Origin of the sequence: Luteimonas aestuarii, from assembly GCF_004357985.1 — a bacterium.
Lineage (GTDB): Bacteria > Pseudomonadota > Gammaproteobacteria > Xanthomonadales > Xanthomonadaceae > Luteimonas > Luteimonas aestuarii.
The window spans coordinates 50,992-77,043 of sequence record NZ_SMTF01000017.1; the positions used below are offsets into that span (position 1 = coordinate 50,992).

At 70.6% G+C, this 26,052-nt stretch carries 18 protein-coding genes; 13 read left to right on the top strand and 5 right to left on the bottom strand.

All coding sequences use genetic code 11. The annotated features are described in order from the left end of the window. Nucleotides 1-67: 67 nt before the first annotated feature. Nucleotides 68-2,716, top strand: coding sequence for a PAS-domain containing protein (locus E2F46_RS15375; protein WP_133323468.1), 2,649 nt, complete (start codon nt 68-70; stop codon nt 2,714-2,716). Between the two features lie 174 nt (nt 2,717-2,890). On the opposite strand, the gene E2F46_RS15380 is transcribed toward E2F46_RS15375, so the two are convergent. Further along, nucleotides 2,891-3,529: a response regulator gene (locus E2F46_RS15380; protein WP_133323469.1), complete on the bottom strand. Its 639-nt coding sequence runs from the start codon at nt 3,527-3,529 to the stop codon at nt 2,891-2,893. An 84-nt stretch (nt 3,530-3,613) separates the two neighbouring features. Here E2F46_RS15380 and E2F46_RS15385 point away from each other — a divergent pair, with 84 nt between their 5' ends. Further along, nucleotides 3,614-4,840 carry a S41 family peptidase gene (locus E2F46_RS15385; RefSeq protein ID WP_133323470.1) on the top strand — a complete coding sequence of 409 codons (1,227 nt, stop codon included), beginning with the start codon at nt 3,614-3,616 and terminating at the stop codon, nt 4,838-4,840. A gap of 12 nt (nt 4,841-4,852) precedes the next feature. Here the strand turns inward: E2F46_RS15385 and rsgA are convergent, their stop codons facing one another. Next, nucleotides 4,853-5,965 carry a ribosome small subunit-dependent GTPase A gene (gene rsgA / locus E2F46_RS15390; RefSeq protein ID WP_425599842.1) on the bottom strand — a complete coding sequence of 371 codons (1,113 nt, stop codon included), beginning with the start codon at nt 5,963-5,965 and terminating at the stop codon, nt 4,853-4,855. Nucleotides 5,966-6,148: 183 nt separating this feature from the next. On the opposite strand from rsgA, the gene dgcN reads away from it, so the two are divergent. The 4 genes from dgcN to gltS are packed head-to-tail and all read left to right on the top strand — an operon-like array spanning nt 6,149 to nt 11,108. Beyond that, a complete protein-coding gene (gene dgcN / locus E2F46_RS15395; protein ID WP_133323472.1) occupies nt 6,149-7,201 on the top strand; it encodes an N-acetyltransferase DgcN in 1,053 nt (350 codons plus the stop codon). Then, nucleotides 7,186-8,232, top strand: coding sequence for an N-acetyl-D-Glu racemase DgcA (dgcA, locus tag E2F46_RS15400; protein ID WP_133323473.1), 1,047 nt, complete (start codon nt 7,186-7,188; stop codon nt 8,230-8,232). The genes dgcN and dgcA overlap by 16 nt, the downstream gene beginning before the upstream one ends. After that, nucleotides 8,229-9,860, top strand: coding sequence for an N-acyl-D-amino-acid deacylase family protein (locus E2F46_RS15405; protein WP_207949610.1), 1,632 nt, complete (start codon nt 8,229-8,231; stop codon nt 9,858-9,860). The genes dgcA and E2F46_RS15405 overlap by 4 nt, the downstream gene beginning before the upstream one ends. Nucleotides 9,861-9,914: 54 nt before the next feature. Then, a complete protein-coding gene (gltS, locus tag E2F46_RS15410; protein ID WP_133323474.1) occupies nt 9,915-11,108 on the top strand; it encodes a sodium/glutamate symporter in 1,194 nt (397 codons plus the stop codon). A 1,010-nt stretch (nt 11,109-12,118) separates the two neighbouring features. On the opposite strand, the gene E2F46_RS15415 is transcribed toward gltS, so the two are convergent. Then, a complete protein-coding gene (locus E2F46_RS15415) occupies nt 12,119-15,172 on the bottom strand; it encodes a TonB-dependent receptor plug domain-containing protein (RefSeq protein ID WP_165967499.1) in 3,054 nt (1,017 codons plus the stop codon). A gap of 237 nt (nt 15,173-15,409) precedes the next feature. Continuing rightward, the gene (gene ggt / locus E2F46_RS15420; RefSeq protein WP_133323476.1) at nt 15,410-17,140 is read right to left on the bottom strand and encodes a gamma-glutamyltransferase; all 1,731 of its coding nucleotides are present in this window, start codon (nt 17,138-17,140) and stop codon (nt 15,410-15,412) included. 177 nt (nt 17,141-17,317) lie between these two features. On the opposite strand from ggt, the gene E2F46_RS15425 reads away from it, so the two are divergent. From E2F46_RS15425 to E2F46_RS15450, 6 genes are all read left to right on the top strand, one after another. Beyond that, the gene (locus tag E2F46_RS15425; RefSeq protein ID WP_133323477.1) at nt 17,318-19,063 is read left to right on the top strand and encodes a gamma-glutamyltransferase family protein; all 1,746 of its coding nucleotides are present in this window, start codon (nt 17,318-17,320) and stop codon (nt 19,061-19,063) included. Between the two features lie 41 nt (nt 19,064-19,104). Beyond that, nucleotides 19,105-20,004: a LysR family transcriptional regulator gene (locus E2F46_RS15430; RefSeq protein WP_133323478.1), complete on the top strand. Its 900-nt coding sequence runs from the start codon at nt 19,105-19,107 to the stop codon at nt 20,002-20,004. Then, entirely contained in the window at nt 20,001-21,296 is a 1,296-nt protein-coding gene (locus tag E2F46_RS15435; RefSeq protein ID WP_133323479.1) for a M14 family metallopeptidase, read from the top strand. The genes E2F46_RS15430 and E2F46_RS15435 overlap by 4 nt, the downstream gene beginning before the upstream one ends. A gap of 80 nt (nt 21,297-21,376) precedes the next feature. Continuing rightward, nucleotides 21,377-22,657, top strand: a complete 1,281-nt coding sequence (locus E2F46_RS15440; RefSeq protein WP_133323480.1) for a pyridoxal phosphate-dependent aminotransferase — start codon at nt 21,377-21,379, stop codon at nt 22,655-22,657. Further along, nucleotides 22,654-23,310 carry an SGNH/GDSL hydrolase family protein gene (locus tag E2F46_RS15445; RefSeq protein WP_243720465.1) on the top strand — a complete coding sequence of 219 codons (657 nt, stop codon included), beginning with the start codon at nt 22,654-22,656 and terminating at the stop codon, nt 23,308-23,310. Before E2F46_RS15440 ends, E2F46_RS15445 begins: the two co-directional genes overlap by 4 nt. Nucleotides 23,311-23,330: 20 nt before the next feature. Continuing rightward, nucleotides 23,331-23,999 (top strand): class I SAM-dependent methyltransferase, encoded by a 669-nt coding sequence (locus E2F46_RS15450; RefSeq protein WP_425599843.1) that lies wholly within the window; start codon nt 23,331-23,333, stop codon nt 23,997-23,999. A 193-nt stretch (nt 24,000-24,192) separates the two neighbouring features. Here the strand turns inward: E2F46_RS15450 and E2F46_RS15455 are convergent, their stop codons facing one another. Continuing rightward, nucleotides 24,193-25,026 carry a polysaccharide deacetylase family protein gene (locus E2F46_RS15455; protein WP_133323482.1) on the bottom strand — a complete coding sequence of 278 codons (834 nt, stop codon included), beginning with the start codon at nt 25,024-25,026 and terminating at the stop codon, nt 24,193-24,195. Nucleotides 25,027-25,112: 86 nt separating this feature from the next. Here E2F46_RS15455 and grxD point away from each other — a divergent pair, with 86 nt between their 5' ends. Then, complete coding sequence (gene grxD / locus E2F46_RS15460; RefSeq protein ID WP_133323483.1) at nt 25,113-26,042, top strand: Grx4 family monothiol glutaredoxin; 930 nt, start codon at nt 25,113-25,115, stop codon at nt 26,040-26,042. Nucleotides 26,043-26,052 lie beyond the last annotated feature (10 nt).

A 26,052-nucleotide genomic window follows, 5' to 3' on the forward strand; every position in this document is an offset into this window, starting at 1 on the left:
CCGGCGAATCGCCGATAACGCATTGGTACTAGGGCCGCCGCCCGGCCACGGCCACTACACTGCCGCCATGCGTCCGTCCCGCATCGTCCGGCAATGGCTGCCCTTCTCCCTGCTTGCGCTGGGCGGCATGTGGCTGGTGGCGATGCTGGCGCACGGCTGGGGCGAGCGCCGCGAACTGTCGCAGCAGGCGACGCAATCGCGGCAGCAGCTGGACCTGCACGCGCGCGCGCTCGAGCAGCTGGTCGACCGCTACCGCGCCCTGCCGCAGGTGCTGGCACTGGACCCGGAGCTGCGCGCCGCCGTCGCCGGGCCGCTCGACCACGCGCTGCAACAACGCCTCAACCGGCGGCTCGAGGAGGCCAACCACACCGCGCGCGCGTCCACGCTGACCCTGATCGACCGCGACGGCATCGCCATCGCCGCCAGCAACTGGCGCGAACCGGGCAGCAACGTCGGTGAGCGCTACGGCTTCCGCCCCTACGTGGGACAGGCCTTCAGCGAGGGCCACGGCCGCTTCTACGGCATCGGCGTGACCACGGGCGTGCCCGGGTACTTCCTGTCCGAGTTGATCCGCGACGACGCCGGCGAACCGCTGGGCGTGGTGGTGATCAAGATCGAGGTGTCCGCGGTGGAGCGCGAGTGGCTGCGCCTGGACGGCACCATGCTGGTCAGCGATACGCACGGCGTGATCTTCCTGGCCACCGAGGACGACTGGCGCTACCGCACGCTGCGGCCGCTGGACGCGGCGACGCGGCGCGGGATGGCCGACACGCGGCAATACGGCCTGCAGCCACTGCAGCCGATGTCGGCCAGCGTGCGGACCACGCTGGCCGACGATGCGCGGCTGGTGCGGATCGACGCCCCCGCGCGCGCAGGCGAGCAACTGTGGGCCAGCGCCCCGCTGCAGGAATCGGGCTGGACCCTGCACCTGTTGCGCGACGTCGGCCCGCCGGTGGCCGCCGCGGCTCGGCAGGCCGCCACGGCCGCCGGCATCGCGTGGCTGGCCGCGGTGCTGCTGGCGATGTTCATGGTGCAGCGCCGGCGCATGGTCGCGCTGCGCCTGCGCAGTCGCGCCGAGCTGGAGGCACTGGTGCAGCAACACGCGCGGGAACTGCGCTCGGCGCGCGACGGCCTGCTGGAAGCAGCGCAGGGCGCCGACAGCGGGCTCAGCCGCCAGCTCGACCATCTGCCGCAAGGCGTGGTGATCATCGATGCCGACCTGCGGGTGGCGGCGTGGAACCGGCGCTACGTCGAGCTGTTCCGCTTCCCGCCCGACTTCATCCAGGTCGGCCGGCCGATCGAGGATGTCTTCCGCTACAACGCGCAGCGCGGCCTGCTCGGCCCCGGGCCGGTGGAGGACGCGATCCAGCGCCGCCTCGAGCACCTGCGCAGCGGCACGCCGCACACGCGCGAGAGCGAGAAGGAAGACGGCACCGTGCTGGAGATCCGCGGCAACCCGTTGCCCGACGGCGGCTTCGTCACCAGCTACGCCGACATCACCAGCTACAAGGCCGCGGCGCGCGAACTGCGCTCGCTAGCCGACGCGCTGGAACGGCGCATCGCCGACCGCACCGCCGACCTGGAGCAGGCGCGGCAGGATGCGGTGGAGGCCAACCGCTACAAGACCCGCTTCGTCGCCGCCGCGGTGCACGACCTGCTGCAACCCCTCAACGCCGCGCGGATGTTCCTGTCCGCGCTGCGCTCGCGGCTGCAGGACGGCGAACAGCGCGACCTGTCGCGGCACGTCGACGCGGCGCTGGCCTCGCAGGACGCCATCCTCACCAGCCTGCTCGACATCTCGCGGATGGAAGCGCGGACGCAGCAGGTCGACATCCGCGACTTCGCACTGGCGCCCCTGCTCGATGCGCTGGCGCGCGAGTTCGGCATCCTCGCCACCGCCCGCGGGTCGACCCTGCGCCACGTGCCCACGCGGCTGGCGGTGCGCAGCGACGAGGCGCTGCTGCGCCGGGTGCTGCAGAACCTGCTGTCGAACGCGGTGCGCTACACGCCGCGCGGACGCATCCTGCTCGGCTGCCGCCGCGCCGGCGACGACGTGCGCATCGAGGTGTGGGATACGGGTCCCGGCATCCCGCGTTCGCGCCAGCGCGAGATCTTCGAGGAGTTCCGGCGGCTGGACGACGGCGGCGACAGCGTCGGCTCCGGGCTTGGACTGGCCATCGTCGATCGCATCGCGCGCCTGCTGGGGCACGGCATCGGCCTGCGCTCGCGCATCGGCGCGGGCAGCGTGTTCTCGGTGACCGTGCCGCGCGCGCAGGCAGTGCCCGTGCAGGCGCCACCCGCGGCGACCGATGCCGGCCCGGCGTCCGCGACGACATCCCCGCTCCAGGGCTGCACCGTGTGGTGCCTGGACGACGATGCCCAGAGCTGCGCCGCCGCGCGCGCGATGCTGGAGCGCTGGGGCTGCAACGTGCCGCTGGCCGCGGGTGCCAACGCGGCGCGCAGCGCGGCGCGGCGCGGCGATGCGCCGGACCTGGTGTTGCTGGACCTGCACCTTGGCAAAGACAGCGGGCCCGACGTGTTCGCCGCGTTGGTCGCCGCCTGGGGCAGCACCACGCAGGTGATCCTGCTGACCGGCGACCGCAGCGACGCCGCACAGGCGCTCGCCCGCAACCGCGGCTGGCACTACCTGCCCAAGCCGGTGCGGCCGCCGGCGCTGCGGGCGCTGATGTCGCAATTGTTGTTGCGCGCGGCGTGAGTGCCTCAAAGGGAATTGGCTTCTGGCATCCCTGTCGCCGTCAGTCTCACAGCTCTCGACAGACGAATGTCGGGTCCAGCGGGAATGATGGGCGAAAAAGCAGGAATCCCGGGATGGGGGCGATCCGCCACGCTTGGTGATGGCCGGGTTTTCAATGGCGGGCCGAGGCCCGCCCTACGCCTCGCCTTCGGGTTCCAGCGCCTTCACCATCACCGCCGCCTGCGTGCGGCTGTGGCAACCGAGCTTCTTCAGGATCGCGGTGACGTGCACCTTCACCGTGTTCTCGGCCAGGCCCAGTTCGTGCGCGATCTGCTTGTTGAGCAGCCCGTCGGCGAGGCTGAGCAGCACCCGGAACTGCTGCGGCGTGAGCTGCGCGAGGCGGGTGGCGAGTTCGGCGTCGGCATCGGAGCGTTCCGCGGTGAGCGGCGGAAACCAGTCGCCGCCGTCGAGCACCGCCCGCACCGCCTCGCCGATCGATTCGGCCGGCGACGATTTCGGGATGAACCCCACCGCGCCGAACTGCTGCGCCCGGCGGATGGTGCGCGGATGGTCGTTGGACGAGATCACCACCACCGGCACCTCGGGGCGCTCGCCGCGCAGGTGCACCAGCGACGACAGGCCGCGGGCGCCGGGCATGGTGAGGTCCAGCAACACCAGGTCGATCTGCACCTCGCGCTCCAGCGCTTCGATCAGCGCCGACACGCTGGCCGCCTCGACCACGCGCACGCCGTCCAGCGCATCGCGCAACGCATGCAGTACCGCCGCACGGAACAGCGGATGGTCGTCGGCGACGAGGATGGTGGTGGCATCCATGCGCGCAGTGTCGCATGCCGTCGCGACGCCCGCCGCGGACTGCACAGCTCGACGCAAGTACCGCCATTGGCCTAGGCTCGGCGCATGCCCGCATTGCATCGCCTGCTGCTTGCCCTGGTCCTGTTGTCCGCGCTGGCCGGCTGCGCCAGCGTGCCGTATGCCAGGGACGGCCACCTGCCACCCGCCGAGCAGCCGCCGGATGCCTCGCCCGAACGCGCGGCGCTCAACGCACGCGTGTACGACGCCACGGTGCGCCATGTCGACCGGCTGTTCTACCGCAAGGATTTCGACCGCGCCGGTTTCGCCGGCGAAGCGCGCGCGCAACGCGACGATGCACTGGCACAGGTGGACGAGGCCGACCTCTACGCCACTCTGGGCACGCTGCTGAAGCGGCTCGACGACGACCACAGCTACGCGTTGGCGCCGACCGTGCGCGAGCGCGTCGAGGCGCGCAAGGCCGGCGAGGAGCGTGCCGGCTACGGCCTGGTGCTGACCATGGCCGGCGACGACTACATCGTCGCGATGGTACTGCCCGACAGCCCCGCCGCCGCGGTCGGCATCCTGCCGGGCTGGCAGCTGCTGAGCGTCGATGGCCGGCCCGCGCGTGCCGCGACGCCCGCCGAGGACGGGCGCACGGACCGGCTGGTGTTCGCCGACGAGCACGGCACCGAGCACGCGTTCGCGTTGACCGCACGCTCGATGCCGCCGCTGCCGAGGCGCGAAGCACGCGTGCTGGGCGATGGCATCGGCTACCTGCGCTTCGACGACTTCGATCGCGCCACGCACGACTGGCTGCTCGAACAGATGGTCGCGCTTGCCGCCGATCCGCCGCCGGGACTGGTGCTCGACCTGCGCCGCAATGGCGGCGGCCTGGTCCACCTGGCCGCGCTTGCGCACGCCTTTTTCCACGAGGACCGGCAGTCGTTCGCGGTGCTCGAGGGCCGGCTGGTGAATCGACGCCTGTTCGCTCGCCCACCCGCGACGGTCTACACGGGACCCATGGTCGTGCTGGTGGGGCCCGCGACATCGAGTTCGGCGGAGTTGCTGGCCGCGCGCCTGCACGAGACCGGGCGCGCGACGCTCGTCGGCCAGCGCACGCGCGGTGCCGTGGTCGGCACGCGCGGCATCGACCTTCCCGACGGCGGCCTGCTGCACGTCGGCATGCTGGTGATGACCACCGCCGATGGCGCGCTGCTGGAGAAGACCGGCGTGGCACCGGACGTGCAGGTGGCCGACGACTGGGCCGCGATCCGAGAAGGCCGTGACCCGGCGCTGGCGAAGGCATTGGAGCTTCTGTCGGCGAGGGAATGACGCGATGCGCCGTCAACGCTTCCCGTACTTGTCGTCCGGCCGCTTGTGCAGCGCGCGGGTCTGCACTTTCGCGCCCTGCTTGTCGGCCAGGCGCGACGCCAGCCGGTCGGACGCGGCGGCGATTTCGTCCTTGAGCTTGAGGTAGTTGCCAAACCGCGCTTCGTCGAGTTCGCCACGCTCGATCGCGGCGCGCACCGCGCAACCGGGCTCCTTCTGGTGCGCGCAGTCGCGAAACCGGCAGGCTTCCGCCAGCGCCTCGATGTCGCCGAAACCGCCATCGGCGATTTCCTCTTCGCCGGTGGGCTTGAGTTCGCGCATGCCCGGTGTATCGATGATGCACGCGCCCGACGGCAGTGCGATCAGCGCGCGGTGCGTGGTGGTGTGGCGACCGCGCGCGTCGTGTTCGCGCACCGCGCTGGTCTTCATCTTCTCGATGCCCAGCAGGGTGTTGGTGACGGTGGACTTGCCGGCGCCGGAACTGCCGACCAGCACCGCGGTCTCGCCGGGCCGCAGCCACGGCGCCAGCGCATCGACCGTCGCCGGGTCCTTCGCATTCACCGCCACCACGGCGACGTGCTGCGCTTCGATGCCGGCCAGCGCCTCGCGCGCGGCGGCGGCATCGGCGTCGGGCCGGTCGGCCTTGGTCAGCACCAGCACCGGCGTCGCGCCGCTGCCCTGCACCAGCAGCAGGTAGCGTTCGATGCGGCGCGGATTGAAATCGCCGTCCAGCCCGCACACCACCAGCACCACGTCCACGTTGGCGGCGATCAGCTGCTGCCTGTAATGCTCGCCCGCGGCGCCGCGCTTGATCGCACCGCGCCGCGGCAGCAGGGCGACGATGCGCTTGCCGTCCTCGACCAGCACCCAGTCGCCCACCGCCGGCCGCTCCTCGGGCGACACCGTGCCCTTGCGGTAGCCGGAGGGGCGCTGCCATTCGGGCAGCGACTCCACCGCCACGCCCTCGCCGGGCCCGGTGGCCACGACATAGCCGGAGCGGTGCTGTTCGACCACGCGCGCCGGGGTTGCGGCCGGATGCGCGTCCAGCAAGGCCTGCCACTCGGGATCGACGGCGGTCCGCCAGCCGATCGCGCCCAGCCGCGCGGCGTCGGTCGCGGCCGGGGGCAGGTTCAAGCGAGGGTGGGATGACGGCGCATGCCGCGCATTCTAAGCGTTGCCCGATGGCAGGATGACGACGCATAGCCTGCGGTTATGTCCGTCGGGTGTCTTTTCAATGGTGCGCGCGCGGCCGGTTGCCTAAGGTGGATGCGCACCCCATCCGCCGCCACCGCAAACCAGGACCGACCGCCGATGTCCCGACCCCTCCCCCTTCCCGTCGAGCCTGCCGCGGCATCCACGTGGCCGGCGCCGTTCCTGCTGTACCTGGGCAATGCGCATGACGACCTGGCCGGCAAGACCGCGCGCGGGCTGGCCTTCTGGCGGCCGGAGCTGTGCGTGGGCCAGTTCCGCGACCGCGACTGCAAGACCACGCTGGGCATCACCGACCTGGACTTCGCGCAGGCGCGGGCCGCCGGCGCCAACACCATGGTCGTCGGCGTGGCCAATGCCGGCGGACGCATGGACGAGCGCACGATCGAGCACGTGGTGGCGGCGCTGGACGCGGGCATGAACGTCGCTTCCGGGCTGCACCAGCGGCTCGACTCGCAGCCGCGCATCGTCGAGGCGGCACGCCGCAACGGCCGCAGCCTGTTCGATGCGCGCAACCCGCCGCCCACGCCGGTGGGCAACGGCCTGCCGCGCGCCGGCCGCCGCCTGCTCACCGTCGGCACCGACTGCTCCACCGGCAAGATGTACACCACGCTGGCGCTGGAAAAGGAGATGCGGGCGCGCGGAATGGCCGCGGACTTCCGCGCCACCGGCCAGACCGGCATCTTCATCGCCGGCCACGGCATTCCGATCGACGCCGTGGTCGCGGACTTCATCTCCGGCGGCATCGAATGGCTGTCGCCCGCGCGCGACGACGACGGCTGGGACCTGATCGAGGGCCAGGGCTCGCTGTTCCATCCGTCGTACGCGGGCGTGTCGATCGGCCTGCTGCACGGCGCGCAGCCGGACGCGCTGGTGCTGTGCCACGAACCCGGACGCGCGCACATGCGCGGCCTGCCGCATTACGCCGTGCCCAGCCTGCAGGCCACGCTGGAAGCGAACCTCGCCGCGGCGCACCTGACCAATGCCGAGGCCCGCTTCGTCGGCATCGCGCTCAACACGGCGCGGATGTCGGAACAGGACGCCGAGCGCGCCTGCCGCAGCGCCGAGGACCAGTTGGGCCTGCCGGCGCAGGATCCGGTGCGCCACGGCGTGTCCCGCATCGTCGACCATGTGATCGCATGCTTCCCGAACTGACCGTCGAAGCCGTCCACTGGCCGCTGTCCACGCCGTTCCGCATCTCGCGCGGCGTGAAGGACGCCGCCGACGTGGTGGTGGTGGCCATCCGCGACGGTGCGCGCGTCGGCCGCGGCGAAGCGGTGCCCTATGCGCGCTACGGCGAAACCACCGCCTCGGTGATCGAACAGGTCGAACTGGCGCGCAGCGCCGTGGCGGCGCGGCTCGACCGACGCCAGCTGCAATCCCTGCTGCCGCCGGGCGCGGCGCGCAATGCGCTGGACTGCGCGCTGTGGGACCTCGAATCGCAGCGCCACCGCACGCCGGTGTCCACCCTGCTCGGACGCACGCCGCTGTCCGCGATACACAGCGCGCAGACGGTCAGCCTGGACACGCCGGAGCGGATGGCGCGCGCCGCCGCGCAGCTCGCGCACCTGGACCTGGTGAAGATCAAGGTGGCCGATGCAGACCCGGCCACGCTGATCCGTGCCGTGCGCAGCCAGGTGCCGCGCGCGCGGCTGATCGTCGACCCCAACGAAAGCTGGACGCTGGAACTGCTGGCATCGCTGCAGCCGGCGCTGCAGGAGGCGCGCGTGGACCTGGTGGAACAGCCGCTGCCCGCGGGCATGGACGAGGCCCTGCTCGGGTTCGAGTCGCGCATCCGCCTGTGCGCCGACGAGTCCTGCCATGTCGCCGAGGACCTGCCGCGCCTGCGCGGCCGCTACCAGGTGGTGAACATCAAGCTGGACAAGACCGGCGGCCTCAGCGCCGCGATGGAGTTGCACGCCTCGGCGCGCGCGCAGGGCTTCGGCATCATGGTCGGCTGCATGATCTGCTCGTCGCTGGCGGTGGCGCCCGCGCTGCACGTGGCGCGCGATGCAGAGTTCGTCGACCTCGACGGCCCGCTGTGGCTGCGCGACGACCATGCCGGCGGCGTCACGCGGCGCGATGGCCTGCTGCAGCCGCCGTCGCCCGCGCTGTGGGGCGGCGGCCTGTCGGCGGCGACGCAGCCAGGCGACACCGCGCCTCGCCACGCCGCCACGGCGACATGACGGCGGCCGGCAACCGTCGCATCGCCCTGTCCTGTGGCCTGCTGGCCACCGCACTGATGGTTGCCGCCTGCGCGGGCGGCCCGCCGGCCCCGCGCACGCCGGTGGACCTGCTGCTGTCCGGCGGACTGGTGTTCGATGGCAGCGACGCCCCCGGCCGCGTCGCCGACGTGGTGGTCGACGGCGGACGCATCGTGGCCGTGGGGCCCGACGCCGGGCGACGCCATGCACCGCGACGCACGATCGATGCCACCGGGCTGGTGGTCGCGCCGGGCTTCATCGATCCACATACGCACCCGGACAGCTACATCCGTTCCGACGATCCCGCGGCACGGCGCAACCTGCCGTGGCTGTTCCAGGGCGTGACCACGATCTTCATCGGCGTCGACGGCGGCGGCACGCCGGACGTCGCCGACGACCACGCCTGGTTCGAACGCCACGGCACGGGCACCCACATCGCGTCCTATGTCGGCGTCAGCCCGGTGCGTGCGCGCGTGCTGGGACAGGATGCGCGTGCGCCGGACGCGGCCGAACTCGACGCGATGCGTGCGCTGGTGGCGAAAGGCATGTGCGAGGGCGCGTTCGGCCTGTCGTCCGGGCTGTTCTATACGCCGCAGGGCTTTGCCGACACCCCGGAAGTGATCGCGCTTGCGCGGGAAGCGGCCACGCGCGGTGGCCGCTACGACACGCACCATCGCGACGAGTCGTCCTACGACATCGGCCTGCTGGCCTCGATCGACGAAGCCATCGCCATCGGCCGCGAGGCCGGGCTGCCGGTGCACATCGCGCACATCAAGGCGCTGGGGCTGGACGTGCACGGGCAGGCGGCGGCGGTGATCGATCGCGTCGAACGCGCGCGCGCCGGGGGCCTGCAGGTCACCGCCGACCAGTACCCGTGGCTGGCGTCGGGCACGCGATTCGGCGCCACGCTGCTGCCGCCGTGGGCGGTGGACGGCGGGCGCGCCGCCCTGTTCGCGCGGCTGGACGATCCCGCCGACGCCGCGCGCATCCGCGCCGACATGGCCGACAACCTGCGCCGTCGCGGCGGGCCTGGCGCGCTGCTGCTGACCAGCCAGGGCTTCCCGTGGTCGGGGCGCACGCTGCAGGACATGGCCACCGAGTGGAACCTCGATCCGGTGGAGGCCGCGCTGCGCATCCTCACCGAAGGCGGCATCGAAGGTCCGGGCGGTTCGCAGCGCGTGGCCTCGTTCAACATGGACAAGGCCGACGTGGACCTGTTCATGCAGCAGCCGTGGGTGGTCACCGCGTCCGACGGCAGCAACGGCCACCCGCGCCAGTACGCCACCTTCCCGGAAAAGTACGCGCGCTTCGTGCGCAGCGAGGGCGTGATCACGCTGCAGGATTTCATCCATCGCTCCACCGGGCTGACGGCGACGATCATGGGCCTGCGCGACCGCGGCTTCCTGCGCGCCGGGCAGTTCGCCGACGTGGTGGTGTTCGATCCCCAAACCTTCGCGCCCAAGGCAGACTATGCCAACCCGCGGGTGCTCTCGACCGGCGTGGCGTACCTGCTGGTCGACGGCGTGCCTGCGATCGATGGTGGCGAAGCGACCGACGTGCGCGCCGGGCGCGTGCTGCGCCACGTGCCGCCGGCAGGCAGTTGCCCCTGAACCACGACGGCGGTCGCCACGCCGCCGCCCGCACACCACAGGACACCCTTGCCGATGCTGCAACTCGACGCGGTCCAGACCCTCGCCTTCGCCGGCCTCGCCCTGTTCCTCGGCTACGGCCTGTGTCGCTGGATCCCGGTGCTGGGCCGCTACAACCTGCCGCCGCCGGTGATCGGCGGGCTGGTGGTGGCGCTGGTCGCCTGGGCCGCGTATGCGCGCGAGACCACGCTGTTCACGCTGGACACCAGCCTGCAGGCGCCGTTGATGATCGCGTTCTTCACCAGCATCGGGCTCAACGCCAGCCTGTCGCTGCTGAAGATCAGCGGCAGGCAGGTGCTGGTGTTCCTGCTGCTGGCCAGCGGCTTCGCGGTGGTGCAGAACCTGGTGGGCATCCTGGTCGCCAGCGGCTTCGGCCTGCCGCCGCTGTTCGGCGTGCTGGCCGGCTCGACCACGCTGGCCGGCGGCCCGGCGACGGGACTCGCGTTCGCGCCGCTGTTCGAGGAAGCCGGCGTGGTCGGCGCGGAGTCGATCGCGGTGGCCTCGGCGATGGCCGGCATCGTGCTGGGTGGCCTGCTGGGCGGGCCGGTGATCACGGTGCTGATCCGCCGGTTCCAGCTGGTCTCCTCGCGCCCGCATGACCACCACGCCCCGGACGAAGCGGTCATTGCCTCCGCAAACACCGACCACCAGCGCGAGTTCGCCGCGCTCAAGGGCATCGTGGTGATCCTGATCGCGATGTGGCTGGGGGCGTGGGTCAGCCGCTGGATCTCCACCACCGGCATCACCCTGCCCGCCTACGTGGGCGCGATGCTGGTCGGCGCGCTGGTGCGCAACATCGACGACGCCACCGGCTGGATCAAGCTGCCGACCGCCACCACCGACCTGATCGGCAACGTCTGCCTGGCGCTGTTCCTGTCGGTGGCGCTGATGAACCTGCGGCTGTGGGAACTGGCCGGCCTGGCGCTGCCGCTGCTGGTCAACCTGGGCGTGCAGGCGGCGCTGGTGGCGCTGTTCTGCGTGGTGGTGTTCCGGGTGATGGGCCGCGACTACGACGCCGCGGTGATGGGCGGCGGCTTCATCGGCTTCATGCTCGGCACCACCGCCAACGCGATGGCGGTGATGCGCACCCTGGTCGAGCGCTACGGCATGGCCCCGCGCGCCTTCCTGGTCGCGCCGCTGGTCGGTGCGTTCTTCATCGATTTCTCGAATGCGCTGGTGATCACGACGTTCATCAATCTGTGGAAGTAGGCCGGCGGGGCACTTTTCCTTGCTGGTCCGCTGCGAAGCGAATGGTGCTGCCGGTTAAGGCAAGAGCGTTCCGCCCTGAAGGGCGGGTTACTTTCCTTGCTGGCACCCTGCGCAGCGAACGGCGAAGCCGGTCAAGAAAGTAACCAAAGAAATGCCTTCCCCGGTCAGAGCTAACCGGTTTTGTCGGTCTCGGCGGGATTTTTCGACAGGACGTCCATGTCCTGTCGAAGAACGGCTGGCTTGTCCGCTTCGCGGCCAGGTCCGGCCCGCGCTTGCGGCGCGGGCGTTCGCCAATGCGCGCGCCAATCGCGCGCAAGCGCGCATCGGCTCACCCATGCCAGCCACCCTGCGGGTCTTCCGGCAATGTTGCTGCTCAACATAGATCAACAACCCCAACAGCCATCATCCCGGCGAAAGCCGGGATGATGGCTTTAGAGGCTTTGTGGTGAATCGCGATGACACCGTCCAGATCCGTAGGGCGCCGCACAAGGATGTGCGGCGTTTTCCGATCGAACCAGGATGGGGGGGGCGGAAAGTCCCGTCGCTCTACCCGACGCAACGTTCGCTCTGATCGGGGAAAGCGTTTTTCTTTGGTTCGCTGCTTTGACTCGCGCCTCCGGCGCTCGCCCTTCGGGCCGGCTTCGCCGTTCGCGAGCACTGCGTGCTCGCAGTGACGCTTCTTAAAGGAAATGAACCCGCCGAAGGCGAAGTATTTTGGTCTGTTCGATGCCATCGAGGACACAGGGCAACGTCGCGCACCATGGCCCGGGACAAACCCGATCGCACGGAACGAACATCCCGATCCGACCATGCACCGCCACGCTCGAAATCGAACCCCGGACGGATCAACTTCACGATCTCCCGCAGGTCCGCAGGCACGTCCTGCACCTTCCCAGGCATTTCCCCGGACCGCAGTGGGCTTGCGCCAGGATGACAGGCACGCACGCATTCAGTGCCGCCAAAAAAGGGCGGCCCGTAGGCCGCCCAACGCTCGCGCGTCGCGCGGGGGTTCAGTCGAACGACTTGGTCACGGTGAGGAAGTAGCCGCGGCCCAGCACGTTGTGCACCGATGAATAGAAGCCGAGCGCGGTGGTGGAGATCGGCGGGTCGCGGTCGGTGACGTTGCGCACGGTCAGGCGGATGCGGCTGCCGTCGAGGAAGTTGCCCACGTCGCGGAAGCGACGCTCCACGTACACGTCCGCCGTGGTCCAGCTGGGGATCTGGAAGCGGTTGCCGTCCGCGTCCAGCGCGCCGGTGGACTCGAACGGTCCGACGTAGCGGAAATGCGTGCCGGTCAGCCAGTCGCTGTAGCGCCACGACGCGTTGAACGTGCCGCGCCACTCCGGCGTGCCGTTGATGCCGAGCAGGTTGCCCGCGCTGCTGAGGCGGAAGCCGTCGTTGATGATGCCCGACTGCTGCGCGGCGAGGATGATCTCTTCGTCCTCGGCCGGCTGCTGGGTGCGTTCGATCAGGCGCGAGGCATTGGCACTGAAGTTGAAGGTGCCCGCGGCATCGGTGTTGACGCGCCAGGTGGCACCGAAGTCGATGCCCCGCGTGGTGCGCGGCAGGCGGTTGATGTAGCGGTCGTTGACCACCGACACATTGCCCACCGGCGTCAGGCCGGTGCCGGCGAAGTCGGCGATGCGCGTGTCGTCCGGATCGAAGCGCACCACGTTCGGGTTGGACGAGCCCTGCATGCGTGCCAGGTAGTCCAGCGCCAGCTGGGTCTGTTCGCCATAGATGCCGATCACGTCCTCCTGCTTGATCACCCAGTAGTCGGCGGTCAGCGTCAGCCGGCCCGATGCGCGCGGGATGAAGGCCGGGGCGAACACGAACCCGACCGAATAGGCATCGGAGGTTTCCGGCTTGAGGTCGCGGTTGCCGGTACGGTCTGCCTGCGTGCTGAACGAGCGGCCGCAGTTGGCGAAGCTGGTGATGCGGCCCGCGCGCAGGTCGGCCTCGCACAGGTAGTAGTCGGTGCGGGTGTTGCTGACGGTCGAGCCTTCCGAGTACAGCTGCAGGATGTTCGGCGCCAGGAAGCTCTGCGCCCAGTTGGCGCGCAGCATCACGCTGTCGCTCATCGACCAGGCCAGCGCGACCTTGGGATTGCCGACGGTACCGAAGTCCGAATAGCGCTCCCAGCGGCCCGCGAGCTGCAGGTCGAGGCTGCGCACCAGCGGCACCTCCATTTGCGGCGAGACCAGCGGCACGGCGAACTCGGTGTAGAACGACGCCACGTTGCGCGAACCGGAATTGTCGCCCGCCGGGCTGGCGCCGAGCACGTCGCTGGTGATCTCGCCAGTGATCGGGTTGGTGTAGGTGATGGTGCCGTCGAAGCGCGGGTCGCGGTCGTCGGTCAGCGTCTCGCGACGCCATTCCGCACCGAACGCCAGGCCCACGTCGCCGGCCGGCAGGCTGAAGATGCGCTCGCGCAGGAAGCGCGTGTCCACCTGGAACAGGCTGGCCGTGCTCAGCCGCACCACCGGGACCGTGAAGCTGGCAATGGCATCGGCATTGCTGGGCGTGCCATCCACCCCGGACCAGTTGGACAGGTCGCCGCCGTTGAACGGGTTGTAGGCGCTTGCATCGGAGCGTGCGAGGGCCTGGGCGAACAGCGTGTTGCTGATCGAGCCGTACTGCGTGTCCTCGGTGGTGGCGCGCGAGTAGAGGATGGCACTCTCCCAGTCGAAGCCCCAGAGGTCCCCGCGTACGCCCGCCAGGAAGCGGTAGGAGTCGTCCAGCACTTCATACGGACGCGCCGTGTCGGTGGCGCGGTAGCTGGTGATGCGCACGGCACGGCCTTCCGGCGGCGCGTCGATGCCCGACAGGCGGTTGGGATTGAGCGTGCCGTCCGGCAGGTAGAGCGCACCGAACGGGTTGTAGTAGTTCGACGCCGGCACGATCATCGGCGCCGCGCCCAGCGACGCGGCCTGCTCGCGCATGCCGTTGAACTTGGCCTTGTAGTAGCTGAACTCGCCGAAGGCGACGAAGTTGTCGTCGATATCCTGCTCGAGCGTGGTGAACACGTTGCTGCGCGAGATGCCGCCAAGGATGTTGCGCTGCTCCATCGCGTTGAAGCGCAAGGGGCGATCGAGCGTGGTGTTCTGCGCGCCCGACTGGATGCAGATGCCATCGCGGTACACGGTCTGGCAGCGGTTCTCGGCGGGCTGGATGTTGAAGAAGCCCGTGGCGCTGGTGACGAGCGCGCCATTGCGGCGCACCGGCACGTTGCCGACGGTCTGGAACACGCCCCAGGCGCTTGTGGTGAAGCGGTTGTCGAACGAGGCATTGCCTTCGAACGGGGTGCCCTCCATCAGGTACCGGCGGTCCATGTTCGCGGTGATGGGGTGCTCGCTCGCAGGTACTTCGGAACGATAGGTGTGGCCTGCCAGCAGGGTGACGCGCGTGCGGCCATCGTTGAACCATTGCCCGGCCTTGACGTTGAAATTGCCGCGACGCATGTCGATGTTCTCGGACCCGCCGTACTGCGCCTGCATCTCCAGCCCCTGGAAGGTGCTGTCCATGACCACGTTGAGCACGCCGGCCACGGCATCGGACCCGTACAGCGCCGACGCGCCCCCCAGCAGCACCTGCATCTGGCGCACGCCATACAGCGGGATGGCGTTCATGTTGGCGGTCTGGCGCGGCACCAGGTCTTCGGTCTGCGTGCCCGGATGCGGCACCATGCGGCGACCGTTGACCAGCAGCAGGGTGTTGCCGGTGCCGATGTTGCGCAGGTTGATCGAACCCACGTCGCCGCGCGCGGCGTTGAGGTTGGCGGCCACGTCGGTGTTGTCGAACTTCATGTCGCCGACCTGCGGCAGGCTGCGCAGCAGGTCCTCGCCATCGACCGCACCGGTGGCTTCGATGGCCTCCTGGTCCAGCACCGCGACCGGGGCCATGCCGGCTTCGTTGGTGCTGGCGAAGCGGCTGCCGACCACGGTGACGTTGTCGAGCTGCGCGGCCGAGCGCGTGGTGGTGGTGGTCGCGGCCTCTGCCTCGTCCTGCGTGGGCGCGGTCTGCGCGAATGCGCCGTTGCCGGCGACGATGGCGCCCAAGGCCATGGCGAGTACGGTTCTGCGATGCCGTTTCATGTGTCAGCCCCCTCGGCTTTTCTGGAATCGACCACCCCGTGGCATGTGCGTTGTCATGCACGGGTCATGTTTTGACGGTATCAGCCCGCAGGAAGCGCAGGCATTAGCGATTTGGAGGCAGCCCATAGCTGCAAGCTATGCCCGCGCCATCGCATTCGCGTCGTCCGGATGCGCCGCTTCTCGCGCGGCGACACCGCGAAACCCCGCTCACTCCGCCACTGCCGTGGCGCCCGGGCGCCGCGGATCGGCGGCGCCTTCCACGCGCCCGTCGCGCAGCAGCAGGGTCTGCGTGCTGCCGATGGTTTCGCCGGTTTCCAGGCGGTGCCCGTAGCCGGCCAACAGGCGCAGCGTGTCCGGGCTGACGCCGCGCTCGTGGTTGAGCTGGCCTTCGCCGCGCATCTCCTGGTGCACGCGTGGCAGGGTGGCGGATTCGGCGATGCCCAACCCGAAATCCACCACGCCGAGGATCGTCTGCACCACGGTGCCCGGGATGGTGTTGCCGCCGGGACTGCCGGTGACCAGCCACGGGCGGTCGCCCTGGAACACGATGGTCGGCGCCATGCTCGACACCGGGCGGCGGCCCGGCGCGAGTTCGTTCCCGGTCTGCGCGCGACCCTCGCGACGCCCTGCCGCCTGCGCGGCCAGCGAAAAATTGCCGATCAGGTTGCCCAGCAGGAAGCCGGTGCCTTCGACCACCACGCCGCCACCGAAGTCCGAACCGATGGTGTAGGTGTTGCTGACCGCGTTGCCGTCGGCATCCACCACCGAGAAATGCGTGGTCTCGGGGCTTTCGTACGGCCACGGGTCGCCGGCTTCGACCGTCTCGATCGGCGCACTGCGTGTCGACGAGATCGACGCCACGCGCCGCGCGGCGTACTCCTTCGACACCAGCCCGGCCAACGGCACCTCGACGAAGCCGGTGTCGCCGGCATGCCGCGCGCGGTCGCGCCAGGCCAGTTTGGTCGCTTCGGCGAAGTGGTGCAGCGCCGCCGCCGAACCGGCGCCGAAGCCCGCCATGTCGAAGTGTTCCAGCAGGTTGAGCGTGGCCAGGATGCCGAGGCCGCCGCCACTGGCCGGCGGCATGGTCGCGATGCGATGGCCGCGGTAGCTGCCGAACAACGGTTCGCGCTCGATCGCGCGATACGCATCGAGATCCTCGTAGCGCAGCAGGCCGCCATTGGCACGCATGCCGGCGTCGAGCCGGCGCGCGATCTCGCCGCGGTAGAACGCGTCCTCGCCGTGCTCGGCGATCTGCCGCAGCGACCAGGCCAGGTCGGCCTGCACCAGGCGCTCGCCGGCACGCAGCGCGCTGCCGTCGGGATGCAAGAAGATCGCGGCCCCCGCGGGCGTGCGCGCCAGCCGTTCGCGGCCCCAGTCGAGCGCGAAGGCTTCGTCGGCACTCAGCACCACGCCATCGGCGGCCAGCGCGATGGCCGGTGCCAACAGCCGCGCCCACGGCAGTTTTCCGTGGTTGCGATGCGCCAGTGCCAGCCCGGCGACGGTGCCGGGCACGCCTGCCGACTTGTAGCCGGCGGTGGCATCGACCACGCGCCCGTCTTCATCGAGATAGGCATCGAGCGTCGCCAGCCCCGGCGCCGCCGAGCGGTAGTCGATCGCTACCGTCCGGTTCCCATCGGCGAGGTGCACCAGCATGAAACCATCGCCACCGATGTTGCCGGCGCGCGGCAGCGTGACCGCCAACGCGAACGCGGTGGCCACCGCCGCGTCCACCGCATTGCCACCGTCGCGCAACACCTGCGCACCGATCTCGCTGGCCAGCGTGTTCTGGCTGACCACCATGCCGCGCTGGCCGACGACGGGCTTGTGGATCTCTTCGTAGTTCAGCAGCTGCCGGGTCTGCGCGATCGCGGGGGCGGCCAGCGACAACAGCAGCAGGACGACGGAAAGCAGGCGGATGGCGGCGATCGGGCGCGGCATGTCGGACTCCGGCGGCAATGCGTGACCGTCCGAGGGTGTCGCAGCTGCGGCGGTTTGTCGTGCAGGTTTGCGGACGACGGGTATAACCATGGGCTATCCGCGACCAATAGCCCCCGGTTATCCCCGGGCCATGCAAAGTGATGCCTTGCGGCCTGGCCTGCGGCTTACGCTGGGCCCATGCGACCTGTTTCCCTGCCCCTGATCCCGTTTCGCGCGGCACCGCTGCGCATCGTCCTGCTCGGCCTGGCCTGCGTGCTGCTGGCCGCGTGCGCGGTCGCGCCCGCCACGCGCGATCCGACACCCACTCCTGCGCACGCGACGACCGGCATGGTGTCCGCCGCGCATCCGCTGGCGGTGGACGCGGGACTGGATGTACTGCGCCGCGGTGGCAGCGCCGCGGATGCCGCGGTGGCGGTGCAGGCGATGCTGGGACTGGTGGAGCCACAGAGTTCCGGCATCGGCGGGGGTGCCATCGTGATGGCCTACGACGCGCAGACGCGGCAGGTGCAGACCTGGATCGGGCGCGAGACCGCCCCGGCATCCGCATCGCCGGCCATGCTGCGCGACGCTGCCGGCAAGGCATTGCCACGCGGCACGGCCATGCTCAGCGGCCGCGCCACCGGCGTGCCGGGTGCACTGGCCGCGCTGGACGCCGCACACCGGGCGCATGGCCAGTTGCCTTGGCATGCACTGTTCGACAGCACCATCGCACGCGCCGAATCCGGCTTCGCCATCACCCCGCGACTGGCGCGGCACATCGCCGGCAGTTTCCCGCAGGCCAGCGCGCCGGACGTGGTGGCCTACTTCCGTCGCGACGACGGTATGCCAATGCAGGCCGGCGACACGCTGCGCGATCCCGACTACGCGCGCACCCTGCGCCGCATCGCGCGCGAGGGGGCCGGTGCGATGCATCGCGGCCCGCTGGCCGAAGCCATCGTCGCGCGCACCCGGCAGGGGCCGCATCCCGGCGGCATGACCGTCGACGACCTGGCCGCGTACCACCTCGCCGACAGCGCGCCGCTGTGCCGGCCGCTGCGCGCCTACGTGCTGTGCGTGCCGCCGCCACCCGCCAGCGGCGTGGGCCTGCTGCAGTTGATGCTGTTGCTCGACGGCACCGACATTGCCGAACGCGGCCCGGACGATCCGCAGGCGTGGTTCCTGTTCGCCGAGGCCAGCCGGATCATGTACGCCGACCGCGACCGCTACGTGGGCGATCCCGCCTTCGTCGACGTGCCGGTGGACGGCCTGCTCGACCCCGCCTACCTCGACCAGCGCCGCCGCCTGATCGGCACCCGCGCTGCCGCATCGTTCGAAGCCGGTACGCCACCCGCGGCGCAAACGCGCGCGGCCGACCGCACCGCCGAGCCCGCCGGCACCAGTCATTTCGTGATAGTCGATGCGCAGGGCAACGCGGTGTCGGTCACCACGACGATCGAATCGTTCTTCGGGTCCGGGCGACGCGCCGAAGGCTTCTTCCTCAACAACCAGCTCACCGATTTCTCGTGGGGCGATGCCGGCGACGCGCTGCCGGCCGCGAACGCCATCGCGCCGGGCAAGCGCCCGCGCTCGTCGATGTCGCCGCTGATCGTGCTGGACCACGACGGCCGCTTCGTCGGCGCGCTCGGTTCGCCGGGCGGAAACGCCATCCCGGCCTACATCGGCAAGACCCTGCTGGGCCTGCTGTACTGGGACCTGCCGCTGCAGCGGGCGATCGACCTGCCCAACCTGGTCGCACGCGGCGACCGCTTCAACGGCGAGGCCGATGCGTTCGCGCCGGACGTGCGCGACGCACTGGCCGCGCGTGGCGTGCGCATCGTGCCCGGCGCCGGCGAGGATTCCGGGCTGCACGGCGTGTTCCTGCGCAACGGCGTGCTGGAAGGCGCCGCCGACCCACGACGCGACGGCGAAGCGCGCCGTCCATGACCTGCGCGCGTGCGATGGCACCACTGGCTTAAGATCGAACGATGCGATTCCGTCAGATCGAAGTCTTCTACGCGGTGTACACCACCGGTTCCATCAGCGCCGCCGCGCGTGCACTGCACGTGTCGCAGCCCTCGGTCAGCAAGGTGCTGCACCACACCCAGTCGCAACTCGGGCTGGAGCTGTTCACCCTGGTACGCGGGCGGCTGGTAGCCACCGACGAAGCGCATGCGCTGTTCATCGAGGTGTCGGAGATCTTCAAGCGGCTGACCTCGCTGCAGAAGACCGTCAGCAACATCAAGAACCTCGCCGGCAGCCACATCCGGCTGGCCGTGGTGCCGTCGCTCGGGCTGCACGCCGCGCCGCTGGCGATCACCCGCTTCCGGCAGCGGCATCCCGAGGTCACCTTCGACGTGCAGACGCTGCACCACGGCGACCTGTTCGAAGCGCTGTACGAACGCACCTGTGACATCGCCGTCGCCTACGATCCGCCCAACCATCCGCGCCTGCAGCGGCGCGAACTGGGCAGCGGCGAACTGATGCTGCTGTTCCGGCCCGACAGCCTGCCCGATGCCGGCGACAGCGTCCCGCTGGCGCAACTGGACGGCCAGGACATGGTGGGACTGACCACCAGCGGACCGGTCGGCGACCTGTTCGCGGCGGAAATGCAGCGGCAGAACGTGTCGATCCGCGAGGTGGTGTCGAACCAGACGTTCTACATCGCCGCGGCGCTGACCCGCTGCGGCGCCGGCATGGCGGTGGTGGACGAGTTCACCGCGCGCGCCAGCAGCGACGCCTCCACCGTGTTCCGCCCGTTCGAGCCACCGATCCGCTTCAAGGTGGAGTGCGTGCACCTGGAGGACCGCCCGCCATCGAAAGCGACCGAGGCCTTCATCGACACCCTGTCGGCGACCCTGCATTCGCTGCGCGAGGACACCGCATGACCCTGCTGCAACGCCACCGGCTTGCATCCCTTGTTCGCCATGCCTGCGTGGCGCTGCTGGCCGCAAGCCTGCTGGCCGCCTGTTCCAGCGTGCCGGCACCGGCACCGGATGCCGCAGTCGCCATCGACACCAGCCGCGCCGTGCCCCTGCAGGCACGTCGCAGCTGGGCCTTCGCCGAGGATGGCCTGCGCTTCGACAACCTGGCGCCCGCCGCGCGCCTGACCGACGTCGAACGCCTCGGTCCCGGCCACTACCGCGTCACCAGCGCGCCGGAAACGCACCCGGTCAATCCCAGTCCGTGGTTCGGCTTCGCTGTCCACGCCGACGCTGCGCGCACGCTGCACCTCGACTTCGCGTATCCGCACGCTTACCGGCACCGCTACGTGCCCAAGCTGCGTGTGGGCGACGGGCCATGGCGGGAACCGGCCGAAGGCGAGTTCACCATCGACGGCGAAGGCCGCGCGCAACTGTCGGTGGCACTGTCGCCCGGCAGCACGCTCCAGGCCTTCGCGCAGGTGCCCTGGCTGCCCGGCGACGTGCGCGCATGGGCCGATGGCATCGCCGCACGCACCGGTACGGGCACCACCACGATCGGCCGGTCGGTGCGCGGCCGGCCGCTGCCGGCATTCGTCTTCGGTGCCGCACCCGGCGCACCGCTGCTGCTCGTCGTTGGCGGCCAGCATCCGCCCGAGTACACCGGCGCGCGCGCGCTGGCCGGCTTCGTCGAAGCACTGGCGGCCGACACCCCGGCGGCGCGCGCATTCCGTGAGCGCGTGCGCGTGCTGGTCGCGCCGCAGCTCAACCCCGACGGCGTGCTGGAAGGCCACTGGCGCACGAATGCCAACGGCACCGACCTCAACCGCGACTGGGGTCCGTTCGCCGAGCCGGAGACGCGCGCGTTGCGCGACGCGCTGGATGCGGAACTCGCACGCGGCGGCCACGTCGCGTTCGCCATCGACTTCCATTCCACCTTCCAGGACATCCTCTACACCGTCACCGAGGACCCTTCGCGGGCCGAGGGTGGGCTGATGCACGCCTGGATCGCGGCGATGCAGGCGCGTTTCCCCGGCCGCCTCGACGAACGGCCGTCCGCGGCCGCAAGCGCGGTGTTCAAGAATTGGGCCTACTGCCAGTACGGCGCGCCCACGGTGACTTATGAAGTCGGCGATACCACCCCGGATGCGCTGCTGGGCGAGGTGTCGCGCCACGCCGCCGACACGCTGATGGCGCTGATGGCCGTGCCGCGCGCCGCACCCGCGCCCGCCGATTGCACCCTGCCGACCGGCGGATGACGCCAGGCGCGGCCGGCCCCCCGGGGGCGGCGACCCGCCATTTCCGCTAGCATTCCCGCCTTTCCCGCCGACCCGCCGCGATGTCCACCCCGCCGCTGAAAACCCGCGAACGCCTGTCCGAAGTCCGCTACGAAATCCGCGGCGAACTGGCCCGGCGCGCCCGCGAGCTGGAAGCGCAGGGGCGGACGCTGGTGAAGCTGAACATCGGCAACCCGGGCGCATTCGGCTTCCGCGCGCCGGAACACCTGCAGCGCGCGATCGCCGACCACATCCACGGCACCGATCCGTACACCCACCAGCAGGGCCTGCCCGAGGCACGCGAAGCCATCGCCGCGCACCATGCACGTCGCGGCACGCCGGACGCGTCGCCCGATCGTGTGTTCGTGGGCAACGGCGTCAGCGAACTGATCGACATCTCGCTGCGCGCGCTGCTCAATCCCGGCGACGAAGTGCTGGTGCCCTCGCCCGACTACCCGCTGTGGTCGGCGGCCACCATCCTCAACGATGGCCGCCCGGTGTTCTACCGCTGCCACGCCGGCAACGGTTTCCTGCCCGACCCCGACGAGATCGAGGCGCTGGTGTCGCAGCGCACGCGCGCGCTCGTGCTGATCAACCCGAACAACCCCACCGGCGCCGCATACCCGCGCGCGCTGCTGGAACGCGTCGTCGCCATCGCCGCCAAGCACAACCTGTTGCTGCTGTGCGACGAGATCTACGACGGCATCGTCTACGACGACGCCGTGTTCGAACCGCTGGCGCCGCTGGCCGGCGACGTGCCCTGCGTCTCGTTCGGCGGACTGTCGAAGGTGCATCGCGCCTGCGGCTGGCGCGTGGGCTGGGCGGTGGTGTCCGGCGACCGCGCGCGCAGCGCCGACTTCCGCCACGCCATGGACCTGCTGGGCGCACTGCGCCTGTGCGCCAACGTGCCGGGGCAGTTCGCCATCGAAGCCGCGTTGGACGGCGTCGACACCATCACCCCGCTGTGCCAGCCGGGCGGTCGACTGTACGAGGCGCGGCGCGCGGTGATCGAGGCCTGCGCCGCCAGTGCGCATCTCTCGCTCAACGCGCCTGCCGGTGCGCTGTACGCCTTCCCGGGCGTGGTCGGCGACGCTGCGAAGGGCTTCGACGACCACGGCTTCGCGCTGGAGATGCTGGAGACCGAGGACGTGCTGCTGGTGCCCGGCAACAGCTTCAACGTGCCCTACCGCAACCACTTCCGCGTCACCCTGCTGCCGCAGCCGGAACAATTGCGCGACGTGTTCGCGCGCATCGACCGCGTGCTGTCGCGGCGTGCGCAGGCGAACGGAAAAGTCGTGCCCATCGCCGCCTCGAAGCACGGCCGGGCCCGGCCCGCGGCGTGAGCAGTCCCGGCGCACCGGCAACGCCGCGCACGTACGACGGCACGATCCCCTACCTCGCCCTCGGCGACAGCTACACCATCGGCGAAGGCGTTCCGGTGCACGGCCGTTGGCCGGTGCAGCTGGCGCGGGCATTGCGCAGCGACGGCATTCCGCTGTCCGACCCCCATGTCATCGCCACCACCGGCTGGACCACCGACGAGCTGTCGCAGGCCATCGATGCCGCGGAGCCACCGGGCACCTTCGGCTTCGTGTCGCTGCTGATCGGCGTCAACAACCAGTACCGCGGTCGCGGCACCGACGACTACGCGTGCGAGTTCGATGCACTGCTTGGCCGCGCGATCGGGTTCGCCGATGGCCGCGCCGGGCGCGTGATCGTGCTGTCGATCCCGGATTGGGGCGTGACGCCATTCGCCATTGCGCAGGGGCGCGATGCGGGCCTCGTCGCGCACCAGATCGATGCCTACAACGCCGTCGCGGCCGGTATCTGCGACATGCGCGGCGTGGCTTTCGTCGACATCACGCCGATCAGCCGCGAGCGCGGCGCCAACACGGACATGCTGGTCGACGATGGCCTGCATCCGTCGTCCACGATGTACGCTGCGTGGACCGCGTGCGCCCTTCCGGTGGCGCGTGCCCTGCTGGAATCCGCATGAACGACGCCACCCTCCGCCCCATCGCACCCGATGCCGCGAAGCGCATCGCCCGCGCCTTCCTGCCCGAGCGCGCGCTGGGCAACCGCCACGACTACTACTACACGCTCGCCAAGCTGCGCACCGATCCGCTGTATCCCGGCGTGCTGGACGCGCTGCGCGGCGACGGCGCGCCGCTGATGGACCTCGGCTGCGGGCTGGGCCTGCTGGCGCACGCGCTGCGCCAGGATGGGCAATCGATGCCGTACATCGGCGTGGATGTCGATGCGCCGAAGATCGAGCGCGCGCGTCGCATCGGCGCGAAAGCCGGCCTGCACGACGCGCGTTTCGAGGTGGTGGACCTGGCCCGCGGCTATCCACCGCATGCGGGCAGCGTCGCCATCCTCGACGTGCTGCAGTTCCTGTCGCGAGACGAGCAGGCGTCGCTGCTGGATGCGGCCATCGCCATGCTCGCCCCAGGCGCCACGCTGGTGATGCGCGCCGCGCTGGACGACGGCAGTGCGCGAATCCGCCGCACCCGTGCCGCCGACCGCTTCGCTGCGCTGGTGCGCTGGATGCCCGCGCAACCGAAGCATTACCCCGCCGTCGAGGAACTGCGCGCGCGTTTCGATGCCGCCGGGCTGAGCGCCCGCATCGAACCGTTCTACGGCAACACGCCGTTCAACAACTGGCTGGTGGTCGCACGGCGCTGAGCGACGCCTTGCGGGAAAGTCCCGCGCGACTGGGTGGCCCCCACCCCAGCCCTCCCCCGCGAGCGGGGGAGGGAGCAGAGCCGGGGCTTGTCGCGTCGCGACCAGAACCTCGCGACGATCAACTCCCTCCCCCGCCTGCGGGGGAGGAGCAGAGCCGGGGGCTTGTCGCGTCGCGACGAGAACCTCGCGACGATCAACTCCCTCCCCCGCGTGCGGGGGAGGGTTGGGGTGGGGAGCCGTCCGCAGCCACGCCATCTTCCGCAACCCCTGGCACCAACGTTCGCAGCCCCGTTTCCCGAATCCGGTCGAGCACCCCCGTCACGATCTCGACACTGCGGCCATGCTTCGCACCTTCGTGCAGCAGCACGATCGCACCGGGCGCAAGGTCCGCGGCGATCTTGCCGAGCACGCGCTGTACATCGCCATCCACCGCATCGTAACCACGCGCGCTCCACGCCACGCGCGCCAGTCCGAGATCCCGCAACGGTGCCGACACGAACGGATTCGCGTGCCCGACCACCGCGCGGAACCAGACCGGCGCAGCGCCGGTGATCGCCTGCAACTGCTGCTGGCACCCTGTGATTTCCCGGCGCATCGCGCTCGGTCCCAGCGCCCAGAACCGCGCCTGCGGATGGGTGTGGCTGTGGTTGGCGATGCCGTGGCCGCGTGCCGCGATCTCGCGCACCAGCGCCGGTCGCGCCGCGGCGCGTTCACCCACCAGGAAGAACGTCGCCTTCGCGCCATGCGCGTCCAGCAGGTCGAGCAGAGCGGGCGTGTCGTCCGAAGGACCATCGTCGATGGTCAGCCACACGCCATCCGCATCGGGCGGCAACTGCGACAGCACCGGGCCGAACAAGCGCGCGTTCGGCGACAGCGTGCCCCATAGCAGCACGCCGTGCAGCGCCATCAGCGCGGGCAGGCCCGCCATCCAGCCATGCCGCCACCACAGCCACGCGATGGCCAGGTGCGCCGGCAGGGCCAGCCACCACCAGGCTTGCGGCCAGCGCGGCGTGCGATGCAATTCCATGCCGCGATGATGCCATGCGTCGCGTGGCCCGCCCCGGCCACGGGGAGTACCATGCGCATCCCCCATCGCTTTGCCGGATGTCCGTCATGTCCCTCGATCCCGCCCTCCGCGCCCGCATCGACGCGCTGCTGCAGGCCAATCCCGCCGTCCTGTTCATGAAAGGCTCGCCGCAGGCGCCGCAGTGCGGCTTCTCGGCCAAGGCCGTGTCGGCGCTGGACGCACTGGGCGCCGAGTACGCGCACATCGACGTGCTGCAGGATGGCGAGATCCGTGAAGGCATCAAGGCCTACGGCGACTGGCCGACCATCCCGCAGCTCTACATCGGCGGCGAGCTGGTCGGCGGCAGCGACATCATCCTGCAGATGCTCAACAGCGGCGAGCTGCATACCGCGCTGGGCCTGCCGCAGCCCGATCGCACGCCGCCGTCGATCACCATCACCGCACCCGCGCTGGCGATGCTGAAGCAGGCCATCGACGACGCCGGCGGCGAAGTCGCGGTGCAGGTGGACGTGGACCGCAACTTCCGCACCCGCCTCAACCTCGCCCCCGCCGATGCCGACGCCGTCGCCACCACCATCGACGGCGTGCGCGTGCAGTTCGACCTGGCCGGCGCACGCCGCGCCGAGGGCATGACCATCGACTTCGCCGACGACATGCGCGGCCGTGGCCTGGTCATCGAAAACCCCAACGCGCCGAAGCCGGTGCAGGGCATCACGCCGGCCGATGCCGACGTCCGCGTCGCCGCCGGCACCCTGCTGCTGGTGGACGTGCGCCCCGCCGACGAGCGCGCCATCGCCTCGGTGAACCGCGACTTCCGCACCTTCGACGGCGACGGCATCCAGCAGCTGCAGGCCCTGCCGAAGGACACCGCCCTCGCCTTCCTGTGCCACAGCGGCGGCCGCAGCGCGCAAGCCGCCGAACAGTTCCGCACGCTGGGCTTCGGCAACGTGTTCAACGTCGAAGGCGGTATCGACGCCTGGGCGCAGACGGTGGATACGTCGGTGCCGCGTTACTGAGCCTGCCCAC

Coding starts and splice junctions, on each gene's coding strand:
- dgcN (WP_133323472.1), top strand. CDS start 6,149: ATGTCCCGACCCCTCCCCCTTCCCGTCGAGCCTGCCGCGGCATCCACG.
- E2F46_RS15375 (WP_133323468.1), top strand. CDS start 68: ATGCGTCCGTCCCGCATCGTCCGGCAATGGCTGCCCTTCTCCCTGCTT.
- grxD (WP_133323483.1), top strand. CDS start 25,113: ATGTCCCTCGATCCCGCCCTCCGCGCCCGCATCGACGCGCTGCTGCAG.
- E2F46_RS15385 (WP_133323470.1), top strand. CDS start 3,614: ATGCCCGCATTGCATCGCCTGCTGCTTGCCCTGGTCCTGTTGTCCGCG.
- E2F46_RS15425 (WP_133323477.1), top strand. CDS start 17,318: ATGCGACCTGTTTCCCTGCCCCTGATCCCGTTTCGCGCGGCACCGCTG.
- E2F46_RS15430 (WP_133323478.1), top strand. CDS start 19,105: ATGCGATTCCGTCAGATCGAAGTCTTCTACGCGGTGTACACCACCGGT.
- E2F46_RS15415 (WP_165967499.1), bottom strand. CDS start 15,172: ATGGCCTTGGGCGCCATCGTCGCCGGCAACGGCGCATTCGCGCAGACC.
- gltS (WP_133323474.1), top strand. CDS start 9,915: ATGCTGCAACTCGACGCGGTCCAGACCCTCGCCTTCGCCGGCCTCGCC.
- dgcA (WP_133323473.1), top strand. CDS start 7,186: ATGCTTCCCGAACTGACCGTCGAAGCCGTCCACTGGCCGCTGTCCACG.
- E2F46_RS15405 (WP_207949610.1), top strand. CDS start 8,229: ATGACGGCGGCCGGCAACCGTCGCATCGCCCTGTCCTGTGGCCTGCTG.
- ggt (WP_133323476.1), bottom strand. CDS start 17,140: ATGCCGCGCCCGATCGCCGCCATCCGCCTGCTTTCCGTCGTCCTGCTG.
- E2F46_RS15440 (WP_133323480.1), top strand. CDS start 21,377: ATGTCCACCCCGCCGCTGAAAACCCGCGAACGCCTGTCCGAAGTCCGC.
- E2F46_RS15435 (WP_133323479.1), top strand. CDS start 20,001: ATGACCCTGCTGCAACGCCACCGGCTTGCATCCCTTGTTCGCCATGCC.
- E2F46_RS15380 (WP_133323469.1), bottom strand. CDS start 3,529: ATGGATGCCACCACCATCCTCGTCGCCGACGACCATCCGCTGTTCCGT.
- E2F46_RS15455 (WP_133323482.1), bottom strand. CDS start 25,026: ATGGAATTGCATCGCACGCCGCGCTGGCCGCAAGCCTGGTGGTGGCTG.